At 38.2% G+C, this 24,703-nt stretch carries 25 protein-coding genes and 2 pseudogenes; 25 read left to right on the forward strand and 2 right to left on the reverse strand.

Translation table 11 applies throughout. The features are described from left to right. From V3595_RS18070 to V3595_RS18150, 17 genes and pseudogenes are all read left to right on the forward strand, one after another. Nucleotides 1-1,626 (forward strand): nitrite/sulfite reductase, encoded by a 1,626-nt coding sequence (locus V3595_RS18070; protein ID WP_485908636.1) that lies wholly within the window; start codon nt 1-3, stop codon nt 1,624-1,626. Nucleotides 1,627-1,646: 20 nt separating this feature from the next. Next, nucleotides 1,647-1,862: a DUF3906 family protein gene (locus tag V3595_RS18075; protein ID WP_101225386.1), complete on the forward strand. Its 216-nt coding sequence runs from the start codon at nt 1,647-1,649 to the stop codon at nt 1,860-1,862. A gap of 19 nt (nt 1,863-1,881) precedes the next feature. Then, nucleotides 1,882-2,658: a uroporphyrinogen-III C-methyltransferase gene (cobA, locus tag V3595_RS18080; protein ID WP_402937146.1), complete on the forward strand. Its 777-nt coding sequence runs from the start codon at nt 1,882-1,884 to the stop codon at nt 2,656-2,658. After that, nucleotides 2,658-3,419: a sirohydrochlorin chelatase gene (locus tag V3595_RS18085; RefSeq protein WP_485908637.1), complete on the forward strand. Its 762-nt coding sequence runs from the start codon at nt 2,658-2,660 to the stop codon at nt 3,417-3,419. The genes cobA and V3595_RS18085 overlap by 1 nt, the downstream gene beginning before the upstream one ends. Next, the gene (locus V3595_RS18090) at nt 3,400-4,014 is read left to right on the forward strand and encodes an NAD(P)-binding protein (RefSeq protein ID WP_241590770.1); all 615 of its coding nucleotides are present in this window, start codon (nt 3,400-3,402) and stop codon (nt 4,012-4,014) included. Before V3595_RS18085 ends, V3595_RS18090 begins: the two co-directional genes overlap by 20 nt. Before the next feature lie 164 nt (nt 4,015-4,178). Next, a complete protein-coding gene (locus tag V3595_RS18095; RefSeq protein WP_137020152.1) occupies nt 4,179-5,078 on the forward strand; it encodes a sulfite exporter TauE/SafE family protein in 900 nt (299 codons plus the stop codon). A 953-nt stretch (nt 5,079-6,031) separates the two neighbouring features. After that, the gene (locus V3595_RS18100) at nt 6,032-6,550 is read left to right on the forward strand and encodes a mismatch-specific DNA-glycosylase (RefSeq protein WP_485908638.1); all 519 of its coding nucleotides are present in this window, start codon (nt 6,032-6,034) and stop codon (nt 6,548-6,550) included. Nucleotides 6,551-7,168: 618 nt separating this feature from the next. Further along, nucleotides 7,169-7,495: pseudogene (locus V3595_RS18105) on the forward strand (AzlD domain-containing protein). A 329-nt stretch (nt 7,496-7,824) separates the two neighbouring features. Then, a complete protein-coding gene (locus V3595_RS18110) occupies nt 7,825-8,838 on the forward strand; it encodes a glycoside hydrolase family 15 protein (protein ID WP_485908639.1) in 1,014 nt (337 codons plus the stop codon). Nucleotides 8,839-9,096: 258 nt separating this feature from the next. Continuing rightward, on the forward strand, nt 9,097-11,025 hold the full coding sequence (glgB, locus tag V3595_RS18115; protein WP_485908664.1) for a 1,4-alpha-glucan branching protein GlgB: 1,929 nt from the start codon (nt 9,097-9,099) through the stop codon (nt 11,023-11,025). Continuing rightward, nucleotides 11,025-12,191, forward strand: a complete 1,167-nt coding sequence (locus V3595_RS18120) for a glucose-1-phosphate adenylyltransferase (protein ID WP_485908640.1) — start codon at nt 11,025-11,027, stop codon at nt 12,189-12,191. The genes glgB and V3595_RS18120 overlap by 1 nt, the downstream gene beginning before the upstream one ends. Nucleotides 12,192-12,208: 17 nt before the next feature. Beyond that, nucleotides 12,209-13,315 (forward strand): glucose-1-phosphate adenylyltransferase subunit GlgD, encoded by a 1,107-nt coding sequence (glgD, locus tag V3595_RS18125; protein WP_485908641.1) that lies wholly within the window; start codon nt 12,209-12,211, stop codon nt 13,313-13,315. A gap of 16 nt (nt 13,316-13,331) precedes the next feature. Next, complete coding sequence (gene glgA, locus V3595_RS18130) at nt 13,332-14,768, forward strand: glycogen synthase GlgA (protein ID WP_485908642.1); 1,437 nt, start codon at nt 13,332-13,334, stop codon at nt 14,766-14,768. Between the two features lie 129 nt (nt 14,769-14,897). After that, nucleotides 14,898-16,403: a cardiolipin synthase gene (gene cls / locus V3595_RS18135; RefSeq protein ID WP_485908643.1), complete on the forward strand. Its 1,506-nt coding sequence runs from the start codon at nt 14,898-14,900 to the stop codon at nt 16,401-16,403. A gap of 75 nt (nt 16,404-16,478) precedes the next feature. Further along, complete coding sequence (locus V3595_RS18140) at nt 16,479-17,234, forward strand: exodeoxyribonuclease III (RefSeq protein ID WP_485908644.1); 756 nt, start codon at nt 16,479-16,481, stop codon at nt 17,232-17,234. Nucleotides 17,235-17,296: 62 nt separating this feature from the next. Further along, on the forward strand, nt 17,297-17,701 hold the full coding sequence (locus V3595_RS18145) for a cytosolic protein (RefSeq protein ID WP_485908645.1): 405 nt from the start codon (nt 17,297-17,299) through the stop codon (nt 17,699-17,701). A 15-nt stretch (nt 17,702-17,716) separates the two neighbouring features. Continuing rightward, nucleotides 17,717-17,995: an HNH endonuclease gene (locus V3595_RS18150; protein ID WP_485908646.1), complete on the forward strand. Its 279-nt coding sequence runs from the start codon at nt 17,717-17,719 to the stop codon at nt 17,993-17,995. Nucleotides 17,996-18,036: 41 nt separating this feature from the next. Here V3595_RS18150 and V3595_RS18155 read toward each other — a convergent pair whose 3' ends face one another. Further along, on the reverse strand, nt 18,037-18,558 hold the full coding sequence (locus tag V3595_RS18155) for a DUF2179 domain-containing protein (protein ID WP_063233682.1): 522 nt from the start codon (nt 18,556-18,558) through the stop codon (nt 18,037-18,039). A 241-nt stretch (nt 18,559-18,799) separates the two neighbouring features. Here V3595_RS18155 and V3595_RS18160 point away from each other — a divergent pair, with 241 nt between their 5' ends. The 7 genes from V3595_RS18160 to V3595_RS18190 all read left to right on the forward strand — a co-directional run bounded on the left by V3595_RS18160 (nt 18,800) and on the right by V3595_RS18190 (nt 23,322). Continuing rightward, nucleotides 18,800-19,144 (forward strand): avidin-fold protein, encoded by a 345-nt coding sequence (locus tag V3595_RS18160; protein ID WP_485908647.1) that lies wholly within the window; start codon nt 18,800-18,802, stop codon nt 19,142-19,144. Nucleotides 19,145-19,171: 27 nt separating this feature from the next. After that, the gene (locus tag V3595_RS18165; RefSeq protein WP_485908665.1) at nt 19,172-19,744 is read left to right on the forward strand and encodes a histidine phosphatase family protein; all 573 of its coding nucleotides are present in this window, start codon (nt 19,172-19,174) and stop codon (nt 19,742-19,744) included. A gap of 41 nt (nt 19,745-19,785) precedes the next feature. Next, a complete protein-coding gene (locus tag V3595_RS18170; protein WP_485908648.1) occupies nt 19,786-20,463 on the forward strand; it encodes an NAD(P)H-binding protein in 678 nt (225 codons plus the stop codon). Between the two features lie 260 nt (nt 20,464-20,723). After that, nucleotides 20,724-21,140, forward strand: coding sequence for a BlaI/MecI/CopY family transcriptional regulator (locus V3595_RS18175; protein WP_101225362.1), 417 nt, complete (start codon nt 20,724-20,726; stop codon nt 21,138-21,140). 68 nt (nt 21,141-21,208) lie between these two features. Next, the gene (locus tag V3595_RS18180) at nt 21,209-21,991 is read left to right on the forward strand and encodes a M56 family metallopeptidase (protein ID WP_485908666.1); all 783 of its coding nucleotides are present in this window, start codon (nt 21,209-21,211) and stop codon (nt 21,989-21,991) included. A 71-nt stretch (nt 21,992-22,062) separates the two neighbouring features. Beyond that, entirely contained in the window at nt 22,063-22,491 is a 429-nt protein-coding gene (locus V3595_RS18185; protein WP_485908649.1) for a DoxX family protein, read from the forward strand. A 405-nt stretch (nt 22,492-22,896) separates the two neighbouring features. Further along, nucleotides 22,897-23,322: a VOC family protein gene (locus V3595_RS18190; protein WP_485908650.1), complete on the forward strand. Its 426-nt coding sequence runs from the start codon at nt 22,897-22,899 to the stop codon at nt 23,320-23,322. Between the two features lie 280 nt (nt 23,323-23,602). Here the strand turns inward: V3595_RS18190 and V3595_RS18195 are convergent. Beyond that, a pseudogene (locus V3595_RS18195) lies at nt 23,603-23,695 on the reverse strand (hypothetical protein); the annotation flags it as partial. A gap of 224 nt (nt 23,696-23,919) precedes the next feature. Between V3595_RS18195 and V3595_RS18200 the strand changes: the two are divergent. Next, nucleotides 23,920-24,702: a hypothetical protein gene (locus V3595_RS18200; RefSeq protein WP_485908651.1), complete on the forward strand. Its 783-nt coding sequence runs from the start codon at nt 23,920-23,922 to the stop codon at nt 24,700-24,702. Nucleotide 24,703: the final 1 nt, after the last annotated feature.

Here is a 24,703-nt window from a genome sequence, read left to right on the forward strand (position 1 = left end):
ATGGTTTACGAGAAATTTTGGTCGGAAAATCCACTAATCGCTAAAAATAAAACGGAAGTCTGGAAATTGGAAAAAGACGGCTTGAAGATATTTGATGATATTCCACATTACGCAGCAAATGGTTTTGATTCCATCCCTAAGGAAAATTGGGATATGTTCAAGTGGGCAGGTCTCTACCTGCAACGGCCAAAAGAAGCTGGTTATTGGATGATGCGTGTTGTTATTCCCGGCGGTATCCTGACTTATGATCAACAAATTACGCTAGCAAACATCGCTAAAGATTACGGGAGGGGTGTATATGACATTACAACCCGTCAAGCCATTCAATTCCATTGGCTGACCATTGAACAAGTCCCGGATATCTTAAATCGTTTGGAAAAGGTTGGATTGACTACGGCTGGTGCTTGTGGTGATATCACACGTAATATCATCGGGAATGCTTTGGCAGGCATCGATCCTGACGAACTTTTCGATACACGCGAGGTCCTATATGATGTATTTGAGTATTTCCGCCTTAACGAAGACTATTCGAACCTTCCGAGGAAATATAAAATGTCCATAAGTGCTAATATCCATAATGCTTCAAATGCTGAAATCAACTGTGTTTCATTCAATCCGGCTACTAAAGTAATTGATGGAGTAACGGAAGTTGGTTTTCACGTAAAAGTAGGCGGTGGGCTATCCTCCGTTCCGATGCTGGCAGAAGAACTTGACTTATTCATTTTACCTGAAAAAACAGTCGAAGTAGCGGCCGCCATCACGACGATATTCCGTGACTTTGGGTACCGTGAAAAACGTCATCGCTCGCGTTTGAAATTCCTTGTAGCTGATTGGGGTCCTGAACAATTCAAGAAAAAATTGCTGGAGTACACCGGTCCGCTTCCTGAAAAGGGTGAAAGTGCGGTGAAGGAATGGAATGCAGGCTATTTCTACGGCATCCATAAACAAAAACAAGATGGTCTGAACTATGTTGGAGTCAATATACCAGTTGGTCGTCTAAATCCTGACGAAGTGATCGAGTTTGCCGAACTTGCGAAGAAATATGGAAATGGTGAAATCCGCAACTGTAATTCTCAAAATCTTATCATTCCAAATGTGCCGGATGCAAAACTTGAGGAATTAAAACAGGAATCCATCTTTGAAAGATTTCCATACCACCCAAAAAAATTCATTGGTTATTCCGTTTCTTGTACAGGCATCGAGTATTGCAACCTGGCACTCGTTGAAACAAAAGAACGAATGAGGACCATTTCTGAATCATTGGACAAGGAAATAGATCTAGATGTTCCTGTAAGGATGCATATGGTGGGTTGTCCGAATAATTGCGGTCAAAGAGCCATCGCCGAAATTGGACTGCAAGGCATAAAAATGAAAAACCAGGACAAAAAGATGGTCGAAGCTTTTGAGATATACGTCGGGGGAACGCTGAATGAAGGCGGTAAGTTCAATGAAAAACTTAAAGGGAAAGTGGAAGCTGAAAAGCTCTATCATGTTCTGAAAGAACTGATCCTATTTTTCAAACAAACAAAACTTCTATCCGAAACCTTTCTTGATTTTGTGGAAAGGGTAGGGATATCCGAGTTACAAAGTAAGCTAGATGATATATTAACGGAAGTGGCCGTTTAATAGGGGAAGGTAAGCAATCCATGAATCTATACCGTTTCGAAGTCACTATCAAGGAAAAACCAATCCATGTCATCATTGTTGCCGATTCGGATGAAAAGGCGTTTGACCTTGTTGATATCGAGCTGGAAAAACATTTTTTGAAAATGCCTGAAGTGGATGACATCTCATTATATGAAAAAAGGAAAATTAAAAATGGAGCAGGTTTCGTTTTATCGGAATTCGAAACGATTCTCTAAGGGAAGGCAGGTTGCATAAATGGGGAAAGTATATCTAGTAGGAGCCGGTCCCGGAGATCCAGATTTAATTACATTAAAAGGATTAAAATGCATTCAAGAAGCTGATGTCATTTTATATGATCGACTTGTCAATAAAGAACTTTTAAATCATGCAAAAGACGGTGTCGAGCTGATTAATTGCGGTAAACTGCCGGATTATCATTTGTTGCAGCAGGATACCATCAATCGGTTCCTGGTCAAATATGCAAAAAAGGGAAAAGTGGTCACCCGTTTGAAAGGCGGAGATCCATTCGTCTTTGGGAGAGGCGGGGAGGAAGCGGAAGCCCTTGCCAAAAGTGGTGTGAGCTTTGAAATCGTTCCAGGAATTACGGCTGGAATCGCCGCTACAGCTTATGCGGGAATTCCAGTTACACATAGGGACCACGCTTCTTCTTTTGCAATTGTTACCGGCCATCGGAAAAAGGATGAAGAGGATAATATCAAATGGGAATCCCTTGCAAAAGGAATCGATACATTAGCCATTTACATGGGTGTTAAAAACCTGCCCTATATTCAAGGGAAACTTTTGGAGCATGGAAAAAATCCAGAGACTCCGGTAGCCCTTATCCATTGGGGGACATTAAAAACGCAAAGAACAGCTGTCAGTACGTTGGCTAATGTAGTGGAAACCGCCAATAACGAACAGATTTCCAATCCTTGCATGATAGTCGTGGGCGATGTCGTTAATTTACGGGAAAAAATCAAATGGTTTGAAGGAAAACAAACCGAAAATTTGTTGGCGAATGAGGCCTTTTAATGGAAGCCATTTTATATATTTGCCATGGAAGCCGCGTTAAAGAAGCTTCAGCCCAAGCCATTGATTTTATTAAAGTTTGTATGCAAGCACAGCCAAGTTCAATTCAAGAGCATTGCTTCTTGGAATTGGAAACTCCTACGATAGAAGAGGCCTACGAACGATGCGTACAAAAAGGTGCGACAAGAATCATCGCCATTCCAGTTCTATTGCTAACGGCTGTACATGCAAAACATGATATTCCGGTCATCCTGAACAAAATGAAAGAACGGTACCCTGCCGTTGAATTGAAATATGGAAGACCGATTGGTGTCAGTGATAAAATGGTTGACATTTTAGTGGAACGGTTGGAGGAAACAAATGTAAGGGTTTCGGAGGATTCCTTGGTTTTATTGGTTGGAAGGGGCAGCAGTGATCCCGACGTGAAAAGGGATTTGTCTCGAATAGCCGATTTGCTAAGGAACAGGTTTCCAAAAATCCGTGTGCAAGAGTGTTATTTGACAGCTGCCACACCAAGCTTTGGAGAAGCATTGGAATTTGCAGGGGAATCTCAATCAAATCATGTATTTATCATTCCTTACCTATTGTTTACCGGTCTCTTAATGCAGTCGATTGAAAATAGTATAAAAAAGATCCAAAAAAAGGGGAAGCAAAAAATCATACTTTGCCGATATCTAGGTTATCATCCAAAGATTGAACAAGCAATATCGGAACGAATTCATGAAGTGAGTGGGGAGGGAGCCTATGTATCCAATTACGCTTAATATTGAGAACAGAAAGTGTGTCATCATCGGCGGTGGTAAAATAGGTTACTTTAAAGCGGGCCCCTTATTGGAAGCTGGTGCCGAAGTGACCGTCGTAAGCCCCGAGATATGCACGGGTTTTCAACTGTTGGAGAAAGAAGGTAAGATTCGAGTCTTACTTAAAGAAGTGGAAGAAACTGACTATAAAGATGCGTTTTTAATCATTGTTGCTACAAATTCTACTGAAGTTAATGAACGAGTGTACGAGAATGCATCCCAAAGTCAGCTGGTGAACGTAATCAGCAATCATGAGCTGGGTAACTTTCATATACCGGCCACATTGAATAGAGGCATGCTTTCCATTAGTGTTTCTACCAATGGAGCAAGTCCAACTCTCGCAAAAAAAATTCGGAATGACCTAGGTAAAGTATATGATGAATCTTATGAAGATTATCTTGAATTCCTTTTCGAAGCAAGGATGATCATTAAAAGTGGTTCCTTTTCAAAAGAGGAAAAATCTAAGTTATTGAAAGATTCAATAGAGGATATTTATAAATATTCCCTAAAAGAAAGATATCGTTTCTTAGCTAGGCTTATGCCAGTAGAAGCTGAATAAAAAAAATCATGGGCTGATCAGAAAAACTGAAGGCACCTAACCAACATGTCATTTCATGTTGGTTAGGTGCCTCTTTGTGTCTTATAGATCAAAATGATCTATACAGGCTGCAACGTCGGGTCGATGTTATCTAGGTTCTATTTTAGTGGAAAAAGGGGAATGTCATGAAAAAGTTAATCGTTTTAGCCTTTATCGGGTTTTTAGCCCAATTAATCGATGGTTCGCTTGGAATGGGGTATGGAGTGAGTTCCACTTCCTTATTGTTGACATTCGGGATTGCCCCTGCAGTAGCATCAGCATCCGTACATTTATCGGAAGTAGTGACCACAGCAGTATCCGGAGCTTCACATATAAAGTTTGGGAACGTCGATAAGAATATGGTCTATCGCTTGATCATTCCAGGTTCTGTTGGTGCATTTGTAGGTGCATGTTTCCTGAGCAACCTGCCAGCCGAATTAGCTAAACCGTATATCGCCATATTTTTATTTGGCCTTGGTGTATACGTTTTATTCCGCTTTTTATTTATTTTTAAACCGTCAAAGGACAATGAAACCGTAAGGCCATTGACCGCTAAACAATCCATTCCGTTAGGTCTTTTTGCAGGCTTTTGTGATGCAACAGGCGGAGGCGGTTGGGGACCTATTGCAACACCCGTTTTGTTGTCAAAAAAAGGAATGACGGCGAGGAAAGCCGTAGGGACTGTTGATACGAGTGAATTTGCCATTGCTTTCTTCGGAAGTCTTGGTTTTATCATTTCGCTTGGATGGGAAGCTGTCAATTGGCTTTGGGTCGTAGCGTTGATAATTGGTGGGGTGGTTGCTGCACCAATTGCAGCCTGGTTAGTCCGGATGCTTCCTGCTCAATTAATGGGTGTTTTAGTCGGTGGTTTCATTATCTTGATCAATGTACGAACATTATTAGCTACATGGATTCCGATTGAAGCCCATATATATATTTATACAGGCATCGTGATTATATGGCTTTCTGGAATTCTTCTTACCATCAATAAGATGTCCAATGCGAGAAAACATGATCATATCGAACAACGGCAGAATGTTTCCTGAATCCCGTGTTTGAAAGAAGTGAATTACTCAAAAGTAGATACGAGTAAAGTCATTTGCCAAATGGGATTCCGACTTTAAAGTTGCTGCGGTTTTAAAAAGGTTCTTGATCCTATTTAATAGATTCATTTATTTTCTGGCCTCGAATGAGTGACTTGTACTATCATACAATATTATAAGCGGTAATATTTTTTTACTCTATTGAATTTAAATCCATGCCTGTTTGAACACAGGCATATGATTGATTGAGGCTTATTCACCGTCCCAAAATATCCGTTATTTCCACAAGAAATAGCGGTCTTTCTCATGCCATTGCTTCCAATGTAACCCTCCCCGTACCTACAATTGGTCTCCAAGTGCACTTTCACATTTTTTTGTTCCCCAGTGAAATGAATGAACTCTTTCTTACTTGAAAATTAGATGCCCGCAGCCACATTCTTAAAGTCCTTTAACTGGCTGTTGTTTCCGACGATGATTACATGAAGATTGGGATATCCTTTAATTTTAAATCCCTGCAAGCTTTGATTAAAAGCATGCAGATTTTTGCTTTATGCCGGGTTATCTTGCTGCAGTAAAGAATTACTTTTGGCATGAGAGGATATTCATTTTTCTTCATAATTCCATTGAAGGGGCATGGGAAAAATCGGTTATCAATTCCATTGCATTTACTGAAATATTCTTTGGGAAAAAATCACTAACTGCAACCGCGGCATCTGCAAACTTTAAAACACTTTTTGTATCTAATTTATGGTAGTGTGTCCTGTGAAGAGTGAAGGCGAACGGAATGTTTTAGGAACAATAGGTCTTCAATATTCAATTTGTAAGGTTTTGCCCAATATTGGGGAGCTATCATCGTTCATTCTTTATAAGCTGTTTTTTAGTTTTTAAAGGTAGTTAAATATTTTACAGTTTTGTACAATGATTAAATAGCAAATTTGAAAAGGAGTTTTTTTAAAATGGAAGGCATCTCTGATCATTTAAAGGAAAATTTGGAGATTTTGTTCGTAGGTTTCAATCCAAGCATTCGTTCAGGCGAGACTGGCCATCATTATGCGAATCCAAACAATCGCTTTTGGAAAATCCTCTTCGAGTCCGGGCTGACACCAAGGAAATATGAACCAACTGAAGACTCTTCTTTACTGGATCTAGGTTATGGTTTTACCAATATCGTTTCCAGGCCTACAAAAGGAGCGGACGAAATCACTAAAGAAGAGTACATAAAAGGAAGGAAGCAATTAAAAAGGAAAATTGAAAAGTATAAACCTAAACTTGTATGTTTTGTAGGCAAGGGTGTCTATCAGGAATATCGTCAATTACGAAAAATCTCTTGGGGGCTGCAAGAAGAACCTTCATCGAATGAGACCATGGAATTCGTTGCCCCTTCTTCCAGCGGCTTAGTTAGAATGCCGATAGATGAGATTATCGAAATATATAGTGAGTTGCCAATTCTGCTTGGCAAGCTGGAAAGCAATTGAAGGAACATATTAATTAAGGTGGATTGGAAAAGCGATGGCTTTTCCGATGATGGGGAAGGTTTTTGGCAAGGAGTAAGTTTACTCTATGCAGGGTCTGGACAATTCATAGCTGCGTGAATGATAGCTGCAAGTCATCCATTCTCGGCAATGATTTTTACGATTTTCTTTGTTAACAGTCGTCATCTATTGCTGCATTGGCTCCGTAATTCAGGCAGCAAAGTTTGAAACAAAACCTGATAGCCGGAGCCATATTAACTGATGAAACGTTTGGAGTGGCCGTCACAACGGCACAGCAGAGGAAACAGCTTGATTTTTAATGGATGCTTGGTCTGAATCTGGAGCCTATTTAAATTGATTACTAGCAAATATGGCCGGCGGTTTCTTTGACGCCAATGGATTCCAGATCCCGAAAAATATGGGATGGATTTCGCCCTGACAGCCATGTTTATCGGACTTTTAGTTTTGTAAATATTGAGTAAAAAAGACTTTTTTATAGATCTTGCAGTCGTTTTTGGCAGCATATTAATCGTTGTTGCAGTAGGTTTCCTTCTTTCCTGGCAGTACTGGCGTAATAGTGGCAACGGTTGTAGCTTCAACGATAGGGATGGTGATGGGCAGATGGAAATAAGCGGATATATCCTTGCTGTCATCCTAGGGACTTCGATTGTAACTTTCATACCTAGAGTAGTTCCTTTGATGCTGCTTAGTAAAATGCAGATTCCAAAGTGGGGCATAGATTGACTAAAGCATGTGCCGGTGGCCGTAATGGCGGCGTTATTGGCTCAAGAACTTCTATTATCGGAACAAGTCTTTTCAATTAAGGATAATACGTTGAATTTGGCCGCTGCTTTACCAGCTTTCCTGGTTGCCATTTTTACGAGAAGTCTATTAGGTACGGTTATGATTGGCGTGCTTTCCTTGATGATATTACGATTTTTCTTTTAATAAGTACTAAACATATAAATGAGAGGCCGATATAACCAGTAATGGATTACCATTACTGGGTTTTTATTTACTCAAGAACATATTTCATAACCGAAACTTTTTGAGTTCGTTCATTTCGGTTAGGCAAATGACGCTTTTTAATGAACATTGGAAGCTTGATTATCAAAAAGGGCAGTGATTACATAAACTAGGGTGAATGTACTTCTGAAAAGTCGTTTTGGTTAGCTGAATTGAAAGCGCTTCTAATTGAAAATGAAATAACCAACGTTTAGAAAATGAGAGTCTGTCAACAATGGGAATAAGCAAATAACTATGGAGGTGTTCAATTAATGAATGTAAATGGTGCCCTAGAGGTTCTTGATCGCATGCGGCTTCCTAATGGCGCATATACTGCAAGCGTTTCCGATGATTATAATTATGTCTGGATAAGGGATGTCGTTTATACAGTAATACCTTTTATAAATGATCCATCCAATCGTTACGAGAAAGCATATCATGCTTTATTCGACTTATTTCAATCCTATGAGTGGAAGATAGATATTCATACGGAACAGAAACCCCAGTTTCTATTTGAACATATCCATGCAAGGTATTCCACTGAGCTTAAAGAACTGCCCGATGAGTGGGGCCATGCCCAAAATGATGCGATAGGTGCATTTTTATGGGGTGTCGGTGAAGGATATAGGCATGGGAAAAAGGTGATAAGAAATCAACGTGATTTAAAGATCGTTCAAAAGTTGGTCAGTTACTTGGAATGCCTACAATATTGGCAAGCGGAAGATAACGGGATGTGGGAAGAGAATATCGAAATCCACGCTTCAAGCATAGGGGCATGTGTTGCTGGTTTGAATTCAGTCAAAATGCTGGTCAACGTCAAGGAAGAACTGATTAAAAAAGGAGAAGAAACTCTTCGTTTCCTGCTTCCAAGGGAAAGTTATTCAAAAGAGACGGATTTAGCCCTTTTATCCTTAATTTATCCTTATCGTCTGGTAGACCGTGAAATAGCGCTTAAAATATTGAAGAATGTCACAGAGCGCCTAGAAAGGACAAAAGGTTGTATTAGATATGAAAAAGATCTTTATTATAATGACGGTCAAGAAGCGGAATGGTGTTTCGGGCTTCCGTGGCTGGGCTTATGCTACTTTGAACTTGGCATGATGAACAAAGTTAAGGAATATATAGATAAAACGAAAATGATCATTCCAGAAAATTGGGAAGTTCCTGAGTTATATATAGGAGGCAGTAATATACCAAACAGGAATACTCCTTTGGCATGGTCAGTCTCATTATCCTATTTATTCTTGACGAAGACTCACAGTATTCGAACTGAACAAATAACATGAAGCATTCAAACTTGATACCTTAAAGCTCTTCCTAAAAAATGGGAAGAGTTTTTATTGGAATAATAATATTTTTACATTATATGACTATTTTTCACAAAAAAATGTTTTGTTTTTCAAAAAAACGGGCATTTATTACAATAACTTCACCTCCATTTGAAGGATTAATACCATTTTTACCGAATATATATAATAACTGGGGAAGGATGGGTAAAATACTATCGAGTCAATACTGATGGAGGGGTTTTATTGAGTACAATTATGGACCAGCTGCAAGAGAATTATCCAAGCGATTTCGATTTATATTTGTTTCATGAAGGCACCCTTTATGAAAGCTATAAGATGCTTGGGGCACACATTATGACATCATTAGGTAATGAAGGAGTACGCTTTGCCGTTTGGGCCCCCCATGCGAAGCAAGTTTCAGTAGTCGGTAATTTTAATAATTGGGACGGAAAAGATCATGCGATGAAACGGATCGAGCGTTCAGGTATCTGGGTGTTGTTCGTACCAGGACTACAAGAAGGGGAACTCTATAAATATGAAATACATACACCTGGAAATAAACGTATCCTAAAAGCCGATCCATATGCCTTTTATTCGGAAGTCAGACCAAATACAGCCTCGGTCATTAAAAAGCTGGATAATTTTGAATGGCAAGATTCGAAGTGGATAGCCGATAGGAAAAAGGAAAACATTTATCATAAACCCATGTCCATTTATGAAGTGCACCCAGGAACGTGGAAACAGAAAGAAGATGGCGAATTTTATACGTACCGTGAATTGGCTGATAGATTAGTTGATTATGTGATTGATAATAGTTTTTCACATATTGAAATCATGGCCATAATGGAACACCCATTTGATAAATCGTGGGGATATCAGGTCACGGGCTATTATTCCGTAACCAGTCGGTACGGTTCACCTGAAGATTTTAAATATTTAATTAACCTTTGCCACCAAAAGGGCATAGGTGTAATCCTTGACTGGGTTCCCGCCCATTTTTGTAAAGACGCGCATGGACTTTCCCGTTTCGATGGTACGCCTCTCTATGAACCAATTGAACACACTAGAGCAGATCGCCCGTTATGGGGGACATACAATTTTGACTTTACCAAACCGGAAGTAATCAGTTTCCTTATTTCAAATGTTATGTTTTGGATGGATGTATACCATATAGATGGGATCCGTGTCGATGCGGTATCGTCCATGGTTTATCTTAATCATGATAATCCGTTGCCGGTCAAGCTGAAAAACCAGTTTGGCGGTGAGGAGAACCTTGAAGCCATACAATTTTTACAAAAACTTAACGAAGTGGTTTTCAAAAAATATCCCAATGCATTAATGATGGCTGAAGAAGCCACAGACCGGCCGCTCATAACTTCTCCTACCGATATAGGCGGACTGGGCTTTAATTACAAATGGAATATGGGATGGACTAACGATATCCTTCGTTATATGAAACTTGAAACACATGAAAGGCCATATCATCATAACCTATTAACATTTTCATTTTTCTATGCTTTTTCAGAAAATTTCGTCTTGCCCTTTTCACATGATGAAGTGGTTCATGGCAAGAAGTCATTATTGAATAAGATGCCAGGTGACTACTGGCAGAAATTCGCAAATTTACGGTTACTCTTTGGGTATTTCATGACGCATCCTGGAAAGAAGCTTCTATTTATGGGCAGTGAATTTGGCCAATTCATAGAATGGAAAGATGAGGAACAATTGGATTGGCTGCTTTTGGAATATGAATCACACGACAAGCTGGCCTATTACTTCCGAACTCTCCAGGATTTTTATAGGCAAACTTCCTCACTATGGAGATTGGATCATGTCCCGGAGGGTTTTGAATGGATAGATCCGAACAATAGTAATCAGAGTGTCATTACCTTTATGAGAAAAGGTAAACGGAAAGGAGATTATTGCATCGTTGTCTGTAATTTTTCTGCGCAGGCTCATGCTCAATATCAAATAGGTGTACCATCCCAAGGCAAATATATAGAGGTTTTCAGCAGTGATTCAGCAGCTTTCGGAGGATCGGGTCAGATCAATGAAGAACCCATTAATGTCAAAAAAGAACCATACCATAATCAACCATACAGCATGGAAATAACTGTACCTCCATTAGGCATTTCTATTTTTATGAAGCAAACAAAAAAAAGACGGGGGAGAGTGAACGAATAATGGGAGCAAAAAAATGGATAGCAATGTTATTGGCAGGAGGCCAGGGTTCAAGGTTAGGTGAATTGACAATCGGTTTGGCAAAACCAGCTGTTCCCTTTGGCGGTAAATATAGAATCATCGATTTTCCATTAAGTAACTGCACTCATTCTGGTATTGATACGGTTGGGGTACTGACCCAATACCAGCCATTGATTCTAAATGATTATGTTGGTAATGGGAAAGTTTGGGACCTTGATCTTGATGTTGGCGGAGTTTCCGTACTTCCTCCTTATCAAGGGAAAGAAGGCGGTGAATGGTATAAAGGGACGGCAAACGCTGTTTATCAAAATATCCAATACATTGATAACTATGATCCGGAACATGTATTGATTCTCTCTGGTGACCATATTTACAAGATGGATTACAGTAAGATGCTGGATTATCACATCGAAAAAAATGCCGAGGCGACCATAGCTGTCATTCAAGTGCCGTGGCAGGAAGCAAGTCGTTTCGGAATCATGAATACCAATGATGATGATAAAGTCACTCAATTCGATGAAAAACCAAAGTATCCAAAGAGTAATCTTGCTTCCATGGGAGTTTACCTTTTCAATTGGAAAACCTTAAGACGGTATTTAATAAATGATGAAAAAGATGAAAATTCTTCCAATGATTTCGGCAGCAACATCATTCCAAAGATGCTTGAAGACCGAAAAAAGCTATATGCCTATCGTTTTAATGATTATTGGAAAGATGTTGGAACGGTCGAAAGCCTTTGGCAGGCCCATATGGACTTATTGGAGGATAAGCCAAATTTCCAGTTGGATGATCAGCAATGGAAAATTTTTGCCCGCAATGCAAATCACCCGCCGCAATATATATCACCGGATGCCAAGGTCAGTCAGTCGCTAATCAATGAAGGGTGCATGATTCAAGGGAACATTGAACATTCGGTTTTATCCTATAATGTACAGGTGGGCTATGGGTCAACCATAAAAGACTCTGTCATCATGCCTAATGTTACGATTGGTGAAAATGTTCATATAGAAAGAAGTATCATAGCCAGCAATTGTGTTATTGAAGATGGTGCCGTAGTTGGCAATTCAGCGGTTACATCAGATATTACCTTAATTGGTGAAAATCAGACCATTATCAATCCAAACAAAAAAAAGATCACTCTTAACTAGAAAAAGGGGAAGATGCTATGGAAAATGTGTTGGGTATTATTAACTTAATCAATGAAAGACAACATTTAAAAGATCTGACTGCTCACCGTAATGTAGCATCCGTGCCATTTGGTGGACGCTACCGTTTGATTGACTTTACGATGTCGAATCTCATTAATGCAGATGTATCAAAAGTAGCCGTTTTTCCAAAAGAAAAGTATCTTTCAGTTATGGATCATCTGGGCTCAGGGAAAGAATGGAACTTGGATCGGCGTTCAGGAGGCTTATACATCTTGCCCCCTATCCATCCGGATGAAACGGTAACAGGCGATATGAAGCAATTTTATGATCATCTCAGCTTTTTCGAACGTGCAGAGGCAGATACTGTCATCATTTCCCCTGGCAGCCATGTATGCAAATTGGATTTTAATGAAGTGCTTGATTATCACAAAAAACATAAAGCGGATATCACGGTCGTATATAAGGATTATGAAGGGGAATTGATTGAAAAACCAATCTATCACACCTGCTCGGTAGATTCAGATGAAGACATTACTGACATTAGCTTTTATACCATCCCTAGACCTGGTGACCATGTTTGTCTGGAAACCTTCATCATAAGTAAAACGCTATTGGTGAATTTGATCAAAAGCTGTGTTGCGAGTGGGGAATATGACTTTTTGAAAGACGCCGTGAAAGCCAATCTTCATCGTTTTACCGTCAAAGGCTACAATTTTACTGGAGATATGCCATTCATCCATTCCATTGAAAGCTTTCATTCCAGTAATATGAATTTCCTGAACCCTTCGGTAATCCGTTCTTTCTTCGGGGATACTTGGGATGTTTATACTAAAATCAAACATGAGGCACCGACCAAATATTCAAGTTCTTCGAAGGTTACCAATTCATTGATAGCCAACGGTTGTGATATTGAAGGGACTGTGGAAAACAGTATACTCTTCCGTGGGGTAAAGGTGAAAAAGGGAGCGGTTATAAGAAATAGCATCATCATGCAAAAAGGCGTGATTGAAGAAGGAGCTATCGTTGAAAATATCATAACTGATAAAGAAGTGAGAATTACTAGTGAAAAATCAGTTATTGGTTTAAAACAGCCTACTGTAATAAAAAAAGCGAAAGTAATTTAATAGAGGAGGTGCGGCAATGAATGTTGTATTTGCTGCTTCAGAATGCGCCCCTTTTATAAAAACGGGAGGGCTCGGAGACGTTATAGGCGCGCTCCCGAAAGCGCTGAAAAAACAGGGAGTCCATGTAAGTGTCATCCTTCCTAAATACGGGGATCTTCCTAACCGATTCAAACAGGAATTGGAACATATGACGAGTATTGAAGTTCCTGTTGGTTGGCGCCAGCAATTTTGTGGCATCGAAAAACTTGTTGCTAACGGAATTACATATTATTTTCTGGATAATGAATATTATTTCAAAAGACATGGTAGTTATGGTTTCTTTGATGATGGCGAAAGGTTCGCCTTCTTTTCCCGTGCAGTTTTAGAGGCTTTACCTTATTTAGAAGTAAAACCGGATGTCATACACTGTCATGATTGGCAAACGGGCCTTGTCAGCGTTTTGCTGAAAGCTCATTATCATAACCATCCATTCTATCAGGATATTAAAACGATATTTACCATACATAATTTACGCTATCAAGGAGTTTATCCAAAAGCTGTTTTAGCGGAATTACTCGATTTGAGTGAGTTATATTTTAATATCGATGGTCTTGAATACCATGGGAATGTCAGTTATTTGAAAGCCGGCCTAGCATTCTCTAACATAGTCACAACTGTAAGCCCAAGTTATGCGGAAGAAATTCAGAGTCCTTATTTTGGGGAAAATCTTGATGGGTTTTTACGCAAAAGAAATGGTGACCTTAAAGGGATCATAAACGGAATCGATTATGAGGAATATAATCCTGCGGAAGATGAACATCTTGCAGTTCCATTCGATTCCTATGAGGGTAAAATGGAGAATAAACGTCAGCTACAGGAAACGCTGGATCTTCCTGTAAATGATGGGGTCCCGGTTCTATCCATGGTAACCAGGCTTGTTGATCAAAAAGGAATAGATCTTATTCTCCATGTTTTTCATGAAATAATGAAACAAGGAGTTCAATTCATCCTTTTAGGTACGGGTGAAGAGCAATATGAATCGGCATTTCGCCATTTAGCTGACCAATATCCAAATCAGGTATCAGTCAATACATATTTTGATGAGGGGTTAGCAAGACAGATATATGCAGGTTCTGATTTATTCCTGATGCCGTCCCAATTCGAACCATGTGGCATCGGCCAGCTCTTGGCACTCCGTTATGGTACCCTGCCTTTAGTGAGGGAAACTGGCGGACTTCGTGATACGGTCATCCCATATAATCAATTTACTGGTGAAGGCAATGGCTTCAGTTTTACGAATTATAATGCACACGATATGCTCCATACAATTGAGCAATCTGTTGGTCTGTACAAATTCCAGCCGAAAAGATGGAGAAAAATGGCCGAAAGTGCAATGAAGTTAGACTTCAGTTGGACATCATCTTCCATAAAGTATATTGAACTATATGAAAGTTTGATTCCTGTCATGAAGTGATAATTGGATAGGTAATACACAAAAAACACTTACGAATATTGTTTTCGTAAGTGTTTTGTTTCTTTTACCATCAAATATGGGTATATGTTTAGATATATATAAAATATTGCTGTGTAGGAGAATGAAACGATGAAAAGAAGAAGAATGGAATTTGTATTTTTATTTATTTTAATTGCTGCAGTTTATATGATCCTGTTCACTCATGTTAGCTTCGACGTGAAGCTATTTTTTATTGGATTGTATATTTTTGTCATGTTTATTACCATGTTTTCACTCATGCTGGAAAATAGATTTGCTCACGAGACCCTTTTATGGATGTATGTACTTTTGTTTTTCCCGGTATTTGGATATGTATTTTATCTATTTTCAGGTCAGCTTTATTTAAAAGGGTATTTATTTCGAAGTAAAAGGAAAAAAGATCGCGAAGAATGGAAGAGTCTTGTCACACATGTATCATCGCCAGATTTATCGTTCTTGAATAATCATCAGCAATCATTCGCAGCTTTTGCCAAAAATGCATCTGAGACCACCATTAGTACATCATCGCAAACGGAAGTGTTGAAAAATGGTAACGAAACGTTTACCGAAATCATTAAACAGTTAAAAAAAGCTGAAAAGTTCATTCATATAGAATATTATATTTTTCGTTCCGACAGGCTTGGTACTGAAATTATAGATATCCTTATTGAAAAAGTGAAAAATGGCGTTGAAGTTTTATTCATTTTTGATGCTGCCGGTAGTTTAAGCCTTTCAAATAATGAAGTTAAACGGATGAAAAATGCAGGGATAAAGGCTTATCCATTTTCACCATTGAAACATGGTTTTTTTAATCAAAAGTTTAATTTTAGGAATCACCGGAAAATAATCATCATTGATGGGGAAGTTGGCTTTGTTGGAGGTTTAAACGTAGGAGAGGAATACTTAGGGCGAAATAAAACGATCGGATTTTGGAGAGATACACATATGGTCCTTAAAGGTGAAGCGGTATATATGCTTCATACTGTTTTCCTTTTGGATTGGGAATATGTCAGTGGGGAAGATGTATTAGAAGAGCGTCCAGAATTCAACAATATAGTGGAACAAAGGGATGGAGCTGTCCAGGTGGTGGCAAGCGGACCTGATACACAACAGGGAATCATGAGTGATTTTTACTATTCACTTATTACTAGCGCCACAAAATCAATCTGGATTGCAAGTCCATACTTCGTACCAAATCAAGCGATTAAAGCAGCAATTAAACATGCCGCACTTAAGGGGATACAAGTTAGGCTTATGGTTCCGGCAGTAAATGATGGGTTTTTAACCCAATACGGCAGTCGCTCCTATTTCGGGGAGCTGCTTCAATTCGGTGTAGAGGTATACACGTATAAAAAAGGTTTTCTACATCAGAAACTTATTATCGTAGATGGTGATATGGCTTCCATAGGGACGGCAAACATGGATATGAGGAGTTTTCATCTGAATTTTGAAGTGAATGTCTTTCTAATGGGCAGCCGTTCCATTGAAGATCTCATCACTCACTACAAAGAGGATATGATGGATAGTGACAAACTAGATCCTATTAGGTATAACAATCGGGGGTTGCTGGAACGTTCAAAAGAATCATTTGCCAGATTGTTTTCGAATGTACTCTAATGGGAAAAATAGCAGATAAATAGTATAGTTGAAATGTAAAGAAATTAATTGGCCATAAGGAGAATTTAAGAGAATATGAAATTGGTTTCCTGGAATGTGAATGGAATTAGAGCTTGTGTTAAAAAAGGATTTTTAGATTACTTTAAAGATGTGAATGCAGATATTTTTTGCCTGCAAGAAACTAAGCTTCAAGAAGGACAGATTACACTTGAGTTGGAAGGGTACCATCAATATTGGAATTATGCACTGAAAAAAGGATATTCAGGTACAGCCATTTTCACGAAGGAAAAACCGCTTTCAGTGAAATATGGTGTAGGGGAGCTGGACGAGGAGCCGGAAGGAAGGATCATAACACTGGAATTCGAAAATTTCTATATGGTGAACGTTTATACCCCCAATGCAAAAAGGGATTTATCAAGGCTTGATTACCGTCTCGAATGGGAAGATGGGATGATAGATTATCTTAGTGAACTGGACTTGGTGAAGCCGGTTATCTTTTGTGGGGACCTAAATGTTGCACATCAGGAAATCGACTTGAAAAACCCAAAATCCAATATTGGGAATTCCGGTTTCACTAATGAAGAGCGTGGAAAGATGACTGAATTACTTGATGCAGGATTTATCGATACATTTCGCCATTTTTATCCAGACCAGGAAGGGGCCTACTCTTGGTGGTCATATATGGCAAAAGTTAGGGAGCGGAATATAGGATGGAGAATCGATTATTTCATTGTTTCAAAACGTCTGGCGGAATCTTTAATAGAGGCTAATATTCACTGCGATGTCATGGGCAGCGATCATTGCCCGGTCGTCTTGGAAACAAACCTCTAAATGGAATAAATTCGGTTAAATGGGGATACTAATGGTTATCCATATTCAACAGGAGGTTTGTTATGAACACATTTATCGTGGGCTTTCATCAAGAAGATAATGTAGACAGCATGCAAGTGCAAAAATTGACGGCGGCTGAGTTTGAAAAAGCAACATCACGCGGTTTTCGCAGACTATTTGAACTGGATACAAATATCGGATATTTTGTATTTTTTGATGCTGAAGATGATGAGGGTGATTTATCTCATCTAGTTTTACAGTATGAAGAAGATAAACAGGATCCAAGTGATTGTTACTCCTTTACTAAAAATGATTTTTATGAGTTCATGGCACTTTATTTACAAGGCATGGATGAAGTGGAAGTGGAAGATGAAGAAGATGATGACAATGAAGAGTATGGACCAATCCATCATCTTGCCCATTTGATGTTTCATATTGTTGAAGAAGGAAAATCCGTTAAGCCTTAACGGCCGATTAATGAGATGAAAGGTACTTGTGAGCTTTGTGACAGGGGTGAGATAGAACTGACCATCCATCATTTAACACCTAGAGAATTAGGTGGCAGCCATTTACCCATTGCCTATCTCTGTAAATCTTGTCACAAACAGATTCATGCACTGTATTCAAACCGAGAGCTGGCCATCCGACTATATACCGTGCCTTTGTTAAAAGATGATGAAGCATTAAAGAAATACTTAAAGTGGATCAAAAAACAGCCGGTAACGAGGGCAGTGAAGATTAGAAAATCAACAACGAAATAATACAAAAGCCCATCATAACAAGATGGGCTTTTGCATTTCATTCAGCTTGCTTTATTTTTCAACCGGTCCAATAAAAAACCACCTTTAAAATAACGTGGTTCATATGAAATGATGAAAGCCTTAGGTTCAAACTTTTCAACGGTTGCTATCAATTCTTGTTCCCGATTGCGTTTTGTCAAAATTTCCATCCGATACCGGTTGCTATCCCGGCCCTCGCCCGTATAAAGAGTTACACCAAATCCGTTGTTCCTCAATGTATCTACCAACTGTTCATTTTTGGTTTGAGTATTTACGGTTACATTAATAAAACCGATGGCAAGTTTTTGCTCAATTTTCGTACCAAAAATTATTCCGATTCCAAAACCGACTGCATATACAACCATGGCGAGTATGCTTTGGTCACCGCCAAATACTAGGGATAATCCAAAAACGTATATTAACATTTCTGCGATACCCAGTATCGAGGCAAGTATGGTAATATTTTTTACTAAGAAAATGGTTCGCAACGTATAAATCGGAACATAAATAAGTTGTAATAGTAGAATCAGAAGTATTTCTTTCACTTGAGCACCTCACCAACATCTTCCAGTTTGATTAGACGTTTCAACTAAGGAATTGTTCATTCCATAAGTAACATCTTCCATAATCTAACCACAACATAATAGGGGAATTCAATGGGGAATATTATGTATTTTTTGTGTCATTTCCATTGACACAGAATTAAAATCCTATAAGATTTTTGAATATTCATTTTTTGATTAATTTGTTATCATTATCCTTATTAATTCATATGGGGGAATGATGATGTTTAATTATGATGGTAGGATTTTCAAAGCTCTAGTCAATTCTGAAAATGGAGAAGTATCAGGAAATACTTCCTTCCACTATTCACAAGAAGGCTCAATTCTTTTAGCAAGTTATCATGGTGGAGAGATTGTTAAAGGAACTTTAATAGGGCTTGTCAATATGGATGGTTCCTTAGAATTCAGGTATAATCATATCAATGAAAAAGGTGAAATTAGAGGAGGCAGCTGTCTTTCCACTCCTGAATTATTGCCAGATGGTAGGATACGATTGCATGAAAAATGGAAATGGTCAGATCTAGAACAGACTGAAGGACACTCCATCATTGAAGAAGTGAAAAAATAACAATCTACATAGAAGGGTTTGAGGAAAATTACTACTATCTGTTTAGTGCGGCATGGTCAAACAGATTGGAATGCACTAGGGAAACTGCAGGGGCAGACTGATATTCCTTTAAATGAACTAGGAAGGATACAGGCACGGCAATGTGGTGAATTCTTATCAAAAGAGGCTTCTTGGGATGTGATTATTTCGAGCCCTCTAAAAAGGGCAAGGGAAACGGCAGATATCATTTCGCATTATATTGAAGTCCCGGTCATTGAAAAAATGGAATTCATTGAAAAGAACTTTGGCGTCGCTGAAGGAATGACAGCAGCTGAAAGGGCGTCAGCATTCATTGATAAAGATTATCCTGGTCAGGAAAATGAGGAATCTTTACGAAGCAGGCTGATGAATGGACTTCAGGAAATTCAGAAGGAGTATCCTGAGAAAAAAGTTATACTTGTTGCACATGGTGCAGTCATTCATTTTATTTTACGCTTGATGTCAAACGAGTCAATCGTATCAAATGAAATGCGCTTGTTCAATGCATGTTTGAGTACGATAAGATTTGAAGTCGATTCTTGGATAATTGATGATTTCAATCAAGTGCATCATTTATCTTAGTCCTATATTATTCAGCAGCTAATGAAGGAAAGTGGGAAATCATGACTAATAAGACGGCAATGATTTTAGGCGCTACAGGTGTGGTCGGCACCCAGTTGGTTAAAGAAATAAGCAACAGCAAAACCTATAGTGAAATCCATTTGATGACAAGAAGGGAAATGAAATTCACGGAGCCCAAGTGCACAGGACATGTTGTGGATTTCGATAATTTGTCCCAGTATGCCTATTTGTTCAACGTCACCGATGTTTTCATTTGTTTGGGTACAACGATCAAAAAGGCTAAATCGAAGGAAGCTTTTCGTAAAGTTGATTATGACTATGTAATCGAAGCAGCTAAAATGGCGAAGACATCCAATGTTGAAAAATTACTCGTCATTACGGCCATGGGAGCCAATTCCAAATCAAAGTTTTTTTACAGTCGTGTTAAGGGAGATGTGGAAGGAACACTACAACGCCTGGAAATGAATACTGTGCATATATTCCGCCCTTCCTTACTTCTAGGAGAACGCAAGGAATTCAGGGCAGGTGAAAAGATTTCTGGGCTGCTAAGTACTTTTGTAAAATTTGTCTTTGTAGGCCCTTTACGTCCATATCGTGCAATAGAAGCAAACAAAGTAGCTGCTGCAATGTACGCTGCAGCCCAAACGACGGCAAAAGGATATCATTTTTATAATTCTGATGAAATAGAGAAACTTGCACAAAGGGATACTATTAATTAGTGAAACGAGCCTGCAAAAGGCTCGTTATTTAGTCTAAAACGCTTAAAAGGAAAAAGGAACGGATGAACATTGCTACTGAAAAAAGGTAGTGGAGTGTAATAGTGGTCTGAACCAGATGAACTTGGTAAAAAGCAAGGCCAAAAGTTTTTTAAAAAATTCAATTAAAGTCAATCTAGAGAAATTCGTGATACTAATCTTCCAGATGAAACTTGATTGTAACAGTGATATCCACTACAATTTGTAGTGGGAGGTGGTAAAGGATGAATATTAAAAATTTTAAATATGATGAAGTTGGACTGAATCGTTTCTTTGGTCCATTGGAAGCTAATATCATGGAATATTTATGGGATAAAGATGAACAGAGCATCAAAGCGGTTCAGCAATCATTGGAACTTGATAAACCTATCAATTTCAACACAGTAATGACCGTCATGAATCGTTTAGTCGAAAAAGGCATTCTTGAAAAGAGGTCTGAAGGAAGGCTCTCATTATTTCGCCCGGTTCAATCCAAAGCGGAGTTTTTAGAAGAGCAGTCAAAGAAATTGACTGAGAATTTGCTCGATGAATTTGGTGGAGCGGTCATAAGCCATATGCTGGATGCCATGAAAGACGCTGACCAAGGTTTAATTGAAAAATTGGAACAAAAAATTCAATCGTTAAAAAAGGATAAATTATAATGTGGAAGAGGAAGTCTTATTTTGTGATAAGCCTGAGTCTTTTAATTGCCTGTATAGTATGGTGCCAAATGGGAGCGTTTTTGGTACACATCTTTTTTGGTGTGAATATTAAAGCCAACTTTTTTAAATTTTGCTTTAGTCTATTCAAGGAAGATTCAGTATACTATTTTGTAGTCGTCACCCTGCTCAGTATAATAATATCTTATAGCATATTGAGCACCCTATTCAAAATTGCAGAGCAATATTTCTTATCCAGAAGGTTTAAACAAAAGCTTTTTCTTTCCAAAAATGTAGAAAAGACAAGGTTTATAAATGAAACATTCAACCGGGTCAACAATGATATCTTAGTTGTGAATGCTGATCAGCCTCTTGCGTTTACGCTTGGTTTTTGGCGGCCATTCATTGTGTTCAGTTCGGGTTTAATTAAATTATTGGACTTGGATGAGCTAGAAGCGGTAGTAGAGCATGAAGCTTTTCACCAAAAAAAATATCATCCGCTGGTAATCTTTATTTTACAGTTGATATCAGATGCTTTATGGTTTGTCCCACTGACAAAATGGTGTCATAAAAATTACAAAATAATAAGTGAATTATCAGCCGACGAAAATGCGATAAATAAAATGGGGACTGAATTAGGCATAAGTACTGCTTTGTTGAAGTTAATTAAACATGGTTACAGTGATAAATCCTCGCCCGTCCTTGTCCACTTCTCCAATGAATCAGTTAACTATAGACTTCAGCAATTAATCGATCCCCATAAAAAAATTCCTTTGAGGGCTGAAACTACTACGATTTTTGTTTCTATTTATGTTTTGCTTATACTTTTGGGAATGACAATAGTGATTGTCTGATGACTTTCACTTGATTTTTTTACCACTTTACACTACACTTTGTAGTGTAAAATAAAAAAAGGAGATGTGACATGAATAAACAAGAGATCGGTACCTTTTTATTAAGAGTTATGTTGGGAATTTCGTTTTTGTTACATGGATTGTCAAAATTCCAAGGTGGGTTAGAGAACACTTCAGGATGGTTTCAAAGTATAGGCATTCCGGGATTTATGGCCTATGTAGTCGGTGTTATTGAATTGTTTGGAGGAATTGCTTTAATTTTAGGTCTTGGAACAAGAATAATATCTGCCCTCCTTGTATTCATCATGGCTGGTGCAATTGTTTATGTTAAATTCCCTGCAGGTTTTATGGGGAGTGGAGAAGCTTCAGGGTACGAACTGGATCTCGTCCTTATGATTATTGCACTTCATCTAGTTTTAAATGGAAGCCGATTCCTATCGATAGATTCTAAGTTACCTTCCCTTAAAAAAGGACAAGATTCAGAAATAAAAGCAAGTTAATAAGAATAAACGTTATAACAGCGACCCTGAAAAATTGAACATTTTCTTCATTAGGCAGTCATGAGGGCATGAAACCGGTAATCTACCGGGGGCATGCCTTTTTCATTTAACCTTGTTCTTGTTTGAAAAGCTAATCAACAAAAGTTTCCAATGACTGCGTTATCGTGACATACTTTGCGAAATGACAATACTGCAAGGTTGAAACAATCATCTTTTCATTCGTTAATAACCAAAATAATTTATAGTTTTCAGACAATTTTTATTGACGAACACATGTTCTTTGTTATAAAATACAATCATGGGTAATAATGGTATAGTGGTTATTGCCATTGACCAGTTCAAAAGGAAGCTTGGAAATCTAAGTTAAGCTTTGTAAAAAACTATAGCAAAAGGAGCAATTTAATTATGACTATACGATTATCTCCATATTTAATGATGAACGGAAATGCGAAGGAAGCGATCCAATTTTACGAACAAGCATTGGATGCAAAAGTCCTTTTTAATCAATCTTTTGGAGAAATGCCAGAAAATCCGGAATTTCCTCTGCCAGAAGAAGCAAAAAATCTTGTGGCACACGCAATGTTAAGGGTTGGGGAAACGGATCTCATGTTTTCCGATACGTTTCCAGGTCAACCCAGTCACTCTGGAGATCAAGTCACGATCTGTATTTCAATTAACGATATTGAAAAATCAAAAAGAATCTTTGAAACTTTGTCTCAAGGCGGAGAAGTGAAAATGCCGCTGCAGGAAGCTTTTTTCAGCCCTGCATATGGAATTGTAACAGACAAATTCGGTGTAACCTTTCAAGTGTATACAGAGGGTCAACAATAATATCTAGTTAATTAATAGCAGCTGCTTTGGTGACTTAGTTGCAACCGTAATAAAAAAAACCAATTTCTCAATTTTATATCACTGAGAGATTGGTTTTTTTAATATTGGCGTATCCTTAACATTGTAAATCCACGTGTTGATTGCGGTACTACTTATGGAATTATAGGTATGATACCTATCGCTTTTCCTATGCTGTCTAAGTTCATTCCTGCACGGTAGCATAGCATGTCAGGTAAGACCACGTTTATGAATTATATAGGCCTTCAGAAAGATTCCAAAATAAAACACTTTTCCTCCGGGTCAATTCACGTGCTTTAATCACTGCCATACGGGCTCTCGCTGTCATTTGCCCTTTATCTACAATTTTCCGGGCCATGTTCTGGTCCCACTTTTAACTTTGATACCTTATCGTTATCTCTCTGTGATATTCGTCATATATTCTTCATCTGTTTGTTCTTTGTTTAGAAAATGGCTATGCTATCATTTAAAACATTGGCATACAAATTAGCCTCATTGTTTGTAAATATTTTCCTTTTAATAGGCTAATATCAATCTAAGTAATATTACATTGCGTAATAAGGGGGAAGGGGGAACAACGTGAACACAGATCAAGCTTTCGACCTGTTAAAGGATGCAGGAGTAACAGAAAGCAGCAGTATACAAACTGTTAGACGCTGGCTTCGTGAAGGTAAGATTAAATATGAGGGAGGAAACGGGATTAGAAAAACTGGATACATAATGGATGACACAGATCAAGCATTTGAAATGTTAAAAGATGCAGGAATAACAGAAAATAATAGCATACAAACTGTTAGGCGCTGGCTTCGTGAAGGTAAGATTAAATATGAGGGAGGAAACGGGATTAGAAAAACTGGATACATAAGCGATGAAACTGCTTCAAAGCTGGCTATAAATGATTTTATAGATCAAAATAAGGACGAAATCATACACCGATTAAAATTGAAAATACAAACTCAAGATAAGCATATAGAAGGAATCGAAGAACTTCATGAAACTGCAAAAAGAATATTGATTCAGCAAAGGGATATGTTCAAAAAGGAAGTTGCCATACTAAAGAATGAGATAAGTGAATTACAAAATGAAACAAAGGATTTATTAAAAGAAAATATTGAATTACGTAATGAATTGATAAAATTAAAAGAAAATATCAGAAACAATTACAATATTGACTCCACTACTCAATCAAATGATTATAGTGAAAAACTAGGGCTTTCTAAAATGGCGAGCAATAAAGAAGTATTAGCAGAATATAAAGGGTTATTAAAAATAACTCATCCAGACCATAATGGCAACGCGAAGGTATTTCATTACATTAAGACTGATTACGATAATTTTAGAAAGAGCAACAAAGGTAAATGAA

The organism is Bacillus sp. CFBP9009 (assembly GCF_036541465.1).
Taxonomy (GTDB): Bacteria; Bacillota; Bacilli; order Bacillales; family DSM-1321; genus Peribacillus.